Annotated in this window: 7 protein-coding genes and 2 pseudogenes; 5 read left to right on the forward strand and 4 right to left on the reverse strand. The window is 65.9% G+C overall.

Annotation, left to right across the window (positions count from 1 at the left end; genetic code table 11):
• Positions 1–243 (forward strand): annotated as a pseudogene (locus tag VGH54_RS24190) (NADP oxidoreductase); the annotation flags it as partial.
• Between the two features lie 92 nt (positions 244–335).
• Positions 336–1,235, forward strand: a complete 900-nt coding sequence (locus tag VGH54_RS24195; protein ID WP_331514658.1) for a TIGR03619 family F420-dependent LLM class oxidoreductase — start codon at positions 336–338, stop codon at positions 1,233–1,235.
• An 8-nt stretch (positions 1,236–1,243) separates the two neighbouring features.
• Here the strand turns inward: VGH54_RS24195 and VGH54_RS24200 are convergent, their stop codons facing one another.
• The gene (locus VGH54_RS24200) at positions 1,244–1,837 is read right to left on the reverse strand and encodes a riboflavin synthase (RefSeq protein WP_331514659.1); all 594 of its coding nucleotides are present in this window, start codon (positions 1,835–1,837) and stop codon (positions 1,244–1,246) included.
• 83 nt (positions 1,838–1,920) lie between these two features.
• On the opposite strand from VGH54_RS24200, the gene VGH54_RS24205 reads away from it, so the two are divergent.
• The 3 genes from VGH54_RS24205 to mddA are packed head-to-tail and all read left to right on the forward strand — an operon-like array spanning position 1,921 to position 5,091.
• Positions 1,921–2,637, forward strand: a complete 717-nt coding sequence (locus VGH54_RS24205) for an LppX_LprAFG lipoprotein (RefSeq protein ID WP_331514660.1) — start codon at positions 1,921–1,923, stop codon at positions 2,635–2,637.
• Complete coding sequence (locus VGH54_RS24210; protein ID WP_331514662.1) at positions 2,634–4,181, forward strand: MFS transporter; 1,548 nt, start codon at positions 2,634–2,636, stop codon at positions 4,179–4,181. Before VGH54_RS24205 ends, VGH54_RS24210 begins: the two co-directional genes overlap by 4 nt.
• Before the next feature lie 52 nt (positions 4,182–4,233).
• Positions 4,234–5,091, forward strand: coding sequence for a methanethiol S-methyltransferase (gene mddA / locus VGH54_RS24215; RefSeq protein ID WP_331514664.1), 858 nt, complete (start codon positions 4,234–4,236; stop codon positions 5,089–5,091).
• Here the strand turns inward: mddA and ribD are convergent.
• From ribD to VGH54_RS24230, 3 genes and pseudogenes are all read right to left on the reverse strand, one after another.
• Positions 4,995–6,017: a bifunctional diaminohydroxyphosphoribosylaminopyrimidine deaminase/5-amino-6-(5-phosphoribosylamino)uracil reductase RibD gene (ribD, locus tag VGH54_RS24220; RefSeq protein WP_331514666.1), complete on the reverse strand. Its 1,023-nt coding sequence runs from the start codon at positions 6,015–6,017 to the stop codon at positions 4,995–4,997. The genes mddA and ribD overlap by 97 nt on opposite strands.
• Before the next feature lie 43 nt (positions 6,018–6,060).
• On the reverse strand, positions 6,061–6,750 hold the full coding sequence (rpe, locus tag VGH54_RS24225) for a ribulose-phosphate 3-epimerase (protein WP_331514665.1): 690 nt from the start codon (positions 6,748–6,750) through the stop codon (positions 6,061–6,063).
• A gap of 51 nt (positions 6,751–6,801) precedes the next feature.
• Positions 6,802–7,013: pseudogene (locus VGH54_RS24230) on the reverse strand (rRNA cytosine-C5-methyltransferase); the annotation flags it as partial.

Consider the following 7,013-nt stretch of genomic DNA (forward strand, 5'->3'; position numbering starts at 1 on the left):
AACACCATCTTCGGCGTGGTGCTGGCCCAGGGCCGGCCACTCGACGTCTTCATTGCCGGCGACGACGCGCACGCCAAGGCGGGCGTCGGACAGTTCATCGAGAGCCTCGGGCTGCGCCCGCTAGACGTCGGCGGCTTGAACATGGCGCACTGGCTGGAAGGAACGGGCCTGGTCATGATGGGTCTCGCTAGCAATGGCGTCGGGAACTACGACTTCGCCCTCGGCGCCACCGCTCCCGGCTGAGCCGCACCGCGGCCGGTCCAGGCAGTAACGAACCGGGGCGCCGTGCGCCCAGATGGTGGTTGATGAATCACCGAAATGAGAGGACTCTCCCGATGAAGCTTGGTTTCGCACTTCCCATAGTCGGGCCCGCTATCAGCAGCGCCGCAGGCCTGAGCGCGTTCTGCCGCGGACTCGAGGACCTTGGCTACGACACCCTGTGGGTGGGGGATCGCCTGGTCACGCCGGTTGATATGCATAGCACCTATCCGGGCAAAGACCAGCCGTACCCGCCGCAGATGACCCGTTACCTCGATCCGGTGCTGCTGTGGACCGTCGCCGCGACGGCGACCAACCGGGTGCGGCTGAACGCCAGCACGCTCAGCACGTTCTACTACGAGCCGCCGCACCTGGCCCGGCTGCTGACCACGCTCGACGTGCTGAGCGACGGCCGCCTTGACGTTGGCGTGGGAATCGGGTGGATGAAGGACGAACACGACATCGCCCGCGGCGCGGACTGGCGCCGGCGCGGGCGGATGCTCGATGACCTGCTGGCGTTCCTGCACGAATGGTGGACGACCACCCCGGTGTCCTGGGAGAGCGAGTTCTTCTCCCTCCCGCCGGTCCATGCCGACCTGCGCCCGGTCCAGGCTGGCGGTCCGCCCATCTGGATCGGGGGTGCCAGTGAGGCCGCGATGCGCCGGGTCGGCCGCAGCGGCACCGGCTGGCTCGGGGTCGAAGGGCTGCAGGACGAGGTCACCGACCACTTGTGGTCGGTTGCGCGCCGTGCGGCACTGGACGCCGGCCGCGATCCTGACGCGCTGAAGACGGCCATGCGCATCAACCTCGAACCGGGCACGTCCGTTGACACGATTGCCGGCAAGCTCGAGCGCCTCGCCGGGTCCGGTGCTGACGAGGCAATCGTGGATGCCTTCGCAATGTTCCCTAGCCTTGACCAGATGCTTGACTTCGCCGGCCAGGTGATCGCTCGATGGAGTGATCGTGGGAAAGCTTGACGGCAATCCTATTTTGCCGCTAGGAGCCGTTCGACGTATTTCGCAATGACATCGACCTCGAGGTTCACCCGATCTCCGGCTTGAGCCGGACCCAATGTGGTCAGCTCGCGAGTGGTCGGAATCAGCGACACCTCAAACCAGTCGTCGCCGAGCGCGGAAACCGTTAGCGAAATGCCGTCGACGGTTATCGAACCTTTTTCGACGACGTAGCGGGCCAGTTCGGCGGGCATGCCGATGCGGACCACCTCCCAGTTCTCGGAAGGTGAGCGGGACAAGATCTTTCCGGTGCCGTCGACGTGACCTTGGACGATGTGACCGCCGAGCCGACTGTTCACCGCGGCGGCGCGTTCGAGGTTGACCCGGCTACCTGCGGCCAGCCGACCCAAGCTGGACCGGCTCAACGTCTCCCCCATCACGTCGGCGGTGAACTGACCTCCGGGCAGCACTTCGACAACCGTCAGGCATACGCCGTTGACGGCGATCGAGTCGCCGTGACCGGCGTCGGCAGTGACCACCGGACCCTGAATGGTGAAGCGAGCGGAATCGCCCAGGTCATCCTTACCGACGACCTCACCCAATTCCTCAACGATTCCGGTGAACACCGTCTCAGGCTAGTGATTGTCGTTGCCCAGCGCGACGCCGCCGTCACCTCAGGCTTCGCGTCGGGTCAACCGCACCCTCTACGATGCAACCTATGCAGACGCGCCGCCCAATCCTCGCCGTTGTTGCCGCCCTCTCGATCGCCGCCGCTCTGGTCAGCGGCTGCTCGTCGTCCTCCAAACAATCCGGCGGTTCGCTGCCCGATGCGGCCACCCTGCTCAGCAAGTCCAACCTGACTACCAGAAATGTCAAGAGCGTGCACCTGGTGCTGTCGGTGACCGGCAAGATCAAGCATCTGCCTGTTAAGACCCTGACCGGCGACCTGACCACGACACCTGACACCGCCGCCCAGGGCAACGCCGACATCACGCTCGGCGGTTCCGACATCGATGCCCAGTTCGTGGTCAACAACGGAACCCTCTACGCGGCGCTCAGCCCAGGCCAATGGGAAAGCTTTGGTCCGGCGTCCGCCATCTATGACCCGTCCGAGATCCTCAACCCGAACACCGGTCTGGCCAACCTGTTGACCAACCTGAGCAATCCGAAGGCCGAGTCTCGCGAAACGATCAATGGGCAGAGCACCATCAAGATCACCGGCACCGCCTCAGCGGACGCGGTGAATGGCCTTGCGCCGCAACTGAAGGCAACCCAGCCCACGCCGACGACCGCGTGGATCGAGGAAAACGGTGACCACCAGTTGGCCCAAGTCCAGCTGGATCCGAGTCAGGGCAACTCGGTCCGGATGACGCTGTCGAACTGGAATGCGCCGGTGCAGGTCACCAAGCCTCCGGTCGCCCCGTGACGGCACCCCGGCACGCGGGGCGCGGCGTCGCGATCGGCGCCGGCAGCCTGGCCGTACTCCTCGGTGCACTCGACACCTATGTCGTGGTGACCATCATGCGCGACATCATCAGCACCATCGGCATTCCGGTCAACCATCTGCAACGCATCACCCCGATCATCACCTGGTATCTGCTGGGCTACATCGCTGCGATGCCGCTGCTGGGCCGGGCATCCGACCGGTTCGGGCGCAAACTGCTTCTGCAAGTCAGCCTGGCCACCTTCCTGATCGGGTCGGTGATCACGGCGCTGTCCACCAACTTGGATGTGCTGGTGGTTGGCCGCACCATCCAGGGCGTGGCCAGTGGCGCGCTGTTGCCGGTGACGCTCGCACTGGGCGCTGACCTATGGGCTCAGCGCAACCGCGCCGGAGTCCTCGGCGGCATCGGCGCGGCGCAAGAGCTGGGCAGCGTGCTCGGCCCGCTCTACGGAATCTTCATCGTCTGGCTGACCAGTCGCTGGCAGGACGTGTTCTGGATCAACGTGCCGTTGGCGCTGGCCGCGATGGTGATGATCCACTTCAGCCTGCCGTCCCGAGACCGCAGCGGCGAGCCCGAAAAGATCGACATCATCGGCGGCCTGCTGCTGGCGATCACGCTGGGTTTGGCGGTCATCGGTCTGTACAACGCCAACCCCGACGGCAAGCACGCGCTGCCCAGCTATGGCCCACCGCTGATCGTTGCGGCCGTCGTCTTCGCGGTGATTTTCTTTGTGTGGGAACGGTTCTCCCGCACCAAGCTGATCGAACCCACCGGGGTGCACTTCCGGCCGTTCCTCTCCGCGCTCGGCTCGTCGCTGTGCGCCGGTGCGGCCCTGATGGTGACCCTTGTCGACGTCGAACTATTCGCCCAGGGCGTGCTCGGCAAAGATCAGGACCACGCCGCCATGATGCTGCTGTGGTTCCTGGCAGCGCTGCCGATCGGCGCGCTCGTGGGCGGCGGGATCGCGACAAGAATCGGCGACCGAGCGGTGGCTTTTGCGGGGCTGCTGATCGCCGCCGGCGGCTACTGGTTCATCTCGAAGTGGTCGGTTGACCTATTGAACGTCCGCCACAACATCTTTGGACTGTCGCTGCCCGCGATGGATACCGATCTGGCAATCGCCGGAATCGGGTTGGGTCTGGTGATCGCCCCGCTGACATCGGCCAGCCTGCGGGTGGTGCCGTCGGCACAGCACGGTATTGCTTCGGCGGCGGTGGTGGTGGCGCGGATGACGGGCATGCTGATCGGTGTCGCCTCGCTGAGCGCGTGGGGCTTTTACCAACTGCCGCAGCTCGTCGCGAAATTGGCATCGGAGGTGCCCGCGAACGCCAGCCTCGCGGAGCGCGTCCTGCATCAGGCGACCATGTATCGCGAGGCGTTCGCTGAGATGTACGGCGGAATCTTCAAGGTCACTGTGGTCGTCTGCGTGGTGGGTGCACTGTTGGGCCTGTTGATCGGCAGCCGGAGCGTGCACGCCGACGAGCCCGAAGTGTTGGAGGAGCAGCCCGTCGCGCCTCGGGCCTAGACGTTTCGCCGAGATCCTGTATTTGTGCCGAAAAGCGGAGCACAATCTTGATGTGGCGCGGGGCGATGGCTTTTCATCGCAGCCGGCCGGCAGTTCGGCCGGCGGTGTCCTAATTGCGGCCTACGGCATATCTGCGTACGTGATGTTTCTGCTCGCTTTTCTGTACCTGATCGGATTTGTCGCCGACGCCGACTTCATGGTCGGCAACGTGCACGTTGTGGGCAAAAGCATCGATCGCGGCGGCCTCGGCGACGGCACTCTGACCGTCACGGCGGTGGTCATCGACGCGGCGTTGCTCGCGCTGTTCGCGGTCCAGCACAGCATCATGGCCAGGGCAGGCTTCAAACGCTGGTTGACCCGCATCGTGCCCGCCAGCGCGGAGCGGTCGACGTACGTCCTGGCGTCCAACATCTGTCTAATCGCTCTCCTCGCGGGCTGGTACCCGATCACTCACGACGTTTGGCGGATCACGGCCCAGCCCTGGCGGATTCTACTGACAGCCACCGGTCTGGTCGGGTGGGCGATTGTGTTGCTGAGCACTCTTCTGATCGATCATTTCGATCTGTTCGGCCTGCGGCAGGTGTTCGCCCGGCTTCGCGGCCGGCAGCTTGCCGATCACCCGTTCACGACGCCGCTTTTCTACCGGGCGGTTCGACACCCGCTATATCTGGGTTTTCTGATCGCATTCTGGTTCACGCCGGCAATGACGCTGGGCCACTTGCTCTTTGCGGCCGCCATGACCGGCTACATCCTGGTCGCGGTTCGATTCGAGGAGCGCGACCTTACCCGCGTGTTCGGGGAGCAGTACCGCGACTACCGTCGCCGCGTTCCGATGCTGATCCCTGGCGTGGGCTCGCGCGGCACCAAGCTCAGCACCAGGTCCGGCCCCACCCGTTCGACGCCGTCGTAGCGCCAGCGCAACGCCCGGGCGATACTCGGCACTCCGACGTCGTCGACCGCGGCGATCGGCCCGCCGAGCAGGATCGGCGCGACGTAGGCCAGGATGCGGTCAATCGCCCCGGCCCGCAGGAATGCCCCGGCCAGCGTGGGGCCGCCTTCGAGCAGCACGTCGGTGCGATCGGCCAGCGCCTGCAGCACCTCGGCCGGCTCGTGCGTCCGAATCACCATGGTGCGTGAGTCGTCATTGAGAACCTTTGCCTCCGAATGGATGTCACGCATACCGACCACCACCCGCAACGGCTGCCGATCGGCGAGGCTGCCGTCGGCCAGGCGTGCCGTCAACGCCGGGTCGTCGGCGAGCACCGTGCCGGTGCCGACCACGATCGCGTCGGCGGTAGCCCGACGGCGGTGCACATCGGCACGGGCGGCTTCGCTGGTGATCCATTGACTTGAGCCGTCGGCGGCCGCGCTTCGGCCGTCGATGCTGGTGGCGTATTTCCACGTCACGTGGGGTAGACCGGTGCGCTGCTTGTGCAGCCATTCCCGCAGTGGTCCGGCCGTGACCAGATCGGCCTGGATATCGCCGACGACGCGAACCCCGGCCGCCGCCAGCCGCGCCGCGCCGCCTGCGGCCTTGGGGTTCGGGTCGCTCACCGCGTAGATCACCGTCGCGATGCCGGCCTCGAGCAGCGCATCCACGCACGGCGGCGTTTTGCCATGGTGGTTGCAGGGTTCCAGGGTGACCACCGCGGTGCCGCCGGCGGCCAGCCGACCCGCCCGGCGCAGCGCCACCACCTCGGCATGAGCGCTGCCCGTCCGCTGGGTGCCACCGACGCCGGCGACTTGGCCGCCGCGATCGAGGATGACCGCGCCGACAGGCGGATTCGGATACGTCTTGCCTTTGACCAGATCGGCTTGCTCAACGGCCAGGTGCATGGCGGCGTCGTAGCTGACGGCCGCCTCGGTGCTCACCGGCTGCTCACCGGCGGAGGTGCGGTGACACGGCACCGGCCTGCCGCCGTAATGCCTCGACTGCGGCCCCCGGGTCATCGGCGCCGTAGACGGCCGATCCGGCGACGAAGCAGTCGACACCTGCCTCGGCGGCCTGCTCGATCGTGTCGGCGTTGATGCCGCCGTCGATCTCGACCAGGATCGTCAACTCGCCGGAGTCGACGAGCTTGCGTACCTCGCGCACCTTGCTCAGCACCTCGGGGATAAATTGCTGTCCGCCGAAGCCGGGCTCGACCGACATCACCAGGAAGGTGTCGAAGTCCTTGAGGATCTCCAGGTACGGGTCCAGCTCGGTGCCCGGTTTGATGCTCAATCCCGCCTTGGCGCCGGCAGCGCGGATGTCGCGGGCCACGCTGACCGGATTGTCGGTGGCCTCGGCGTGAAAAGTCACGTTGTACGCGCCCGCTTCGGCGTACGGCGGCGCCCAGCGCTCGGGATTCTCGATCATTAGGTGGCAATCCATCGGAATGTCACTGGCGGCCAGCAAGCTCTCCACCACTGGCAGGCCGATCGTGAGGTTCGGCACGAAGTGCGCATCCATGACGTCGACGTGCAGCCAGTCGGCGCCTTCGACGGCGGCGGCCTGGTCGGCCAGCCGGGCGAAATCGGCGGCCAATATCGACGGCGCGATCAGCGGCCGATTGGTCTTGCCTGACATGAACGAGAGCTTACTGGGGGCCTAGTTTAGCGACGATGCGCGCGGAGGAGCCTAACCATCCAGCTTTATAAGGGCCGCGGCGAACATGGCGTCAGTGCCGTGCCGATGCGGCCACAACTGAACGTAGGGACCGTCCCCCAGATCGGCCACCGGCTCGAACAACGGCCTGGTATCAAGCGCGGTCACCGGATGACGGCGCAAAGCGTCGCCGACTACCCCGACCGTCTCGGCCAGATGCGGCGAGCAGGTCGCATACAAAACCA

It is taken from the genome of Mycobacterium sp., from assembly GCF_036488105.1.
Taxonomy (GTDB): domain Bacteria; phylum Actinomycetota; class Actinomycetes; order Mycobacteriales; family Mycobacteriaceae; genus Mycobacterium.

Bases quoted from the DNA above. Each gene is read 5' to 3' on its own strand.
- VGH54_RS24205 (WP_331514660.1), top strand. From the start codon at position 1,921: ATGCAACCTATGCAGACGCGCCGCCCAATCCTCGCCGTTGTTGCCGCC.
- rpe (WP_331514665.1), bottom strand. From the start codon at position 6,750: ATGTCAGGCAAGACCAATCGGCCGCTGATCGCGCCGTCGATATTGGCC.
- ribD (WP_331514666.1), bottom strand. From the start codon at position 6,017: ATGCACCTGGCCGTTGAGCAAGCCGATCTGGTCAAAGGCAAGACGTAT.
- VGH54_RS24195 (WP_331514658.1), top strand. From the start codon at position 336: ATGAAGCTTGGTTTCGCACTTCCCATAGTCGGGCCCGCTATCAGCAGC.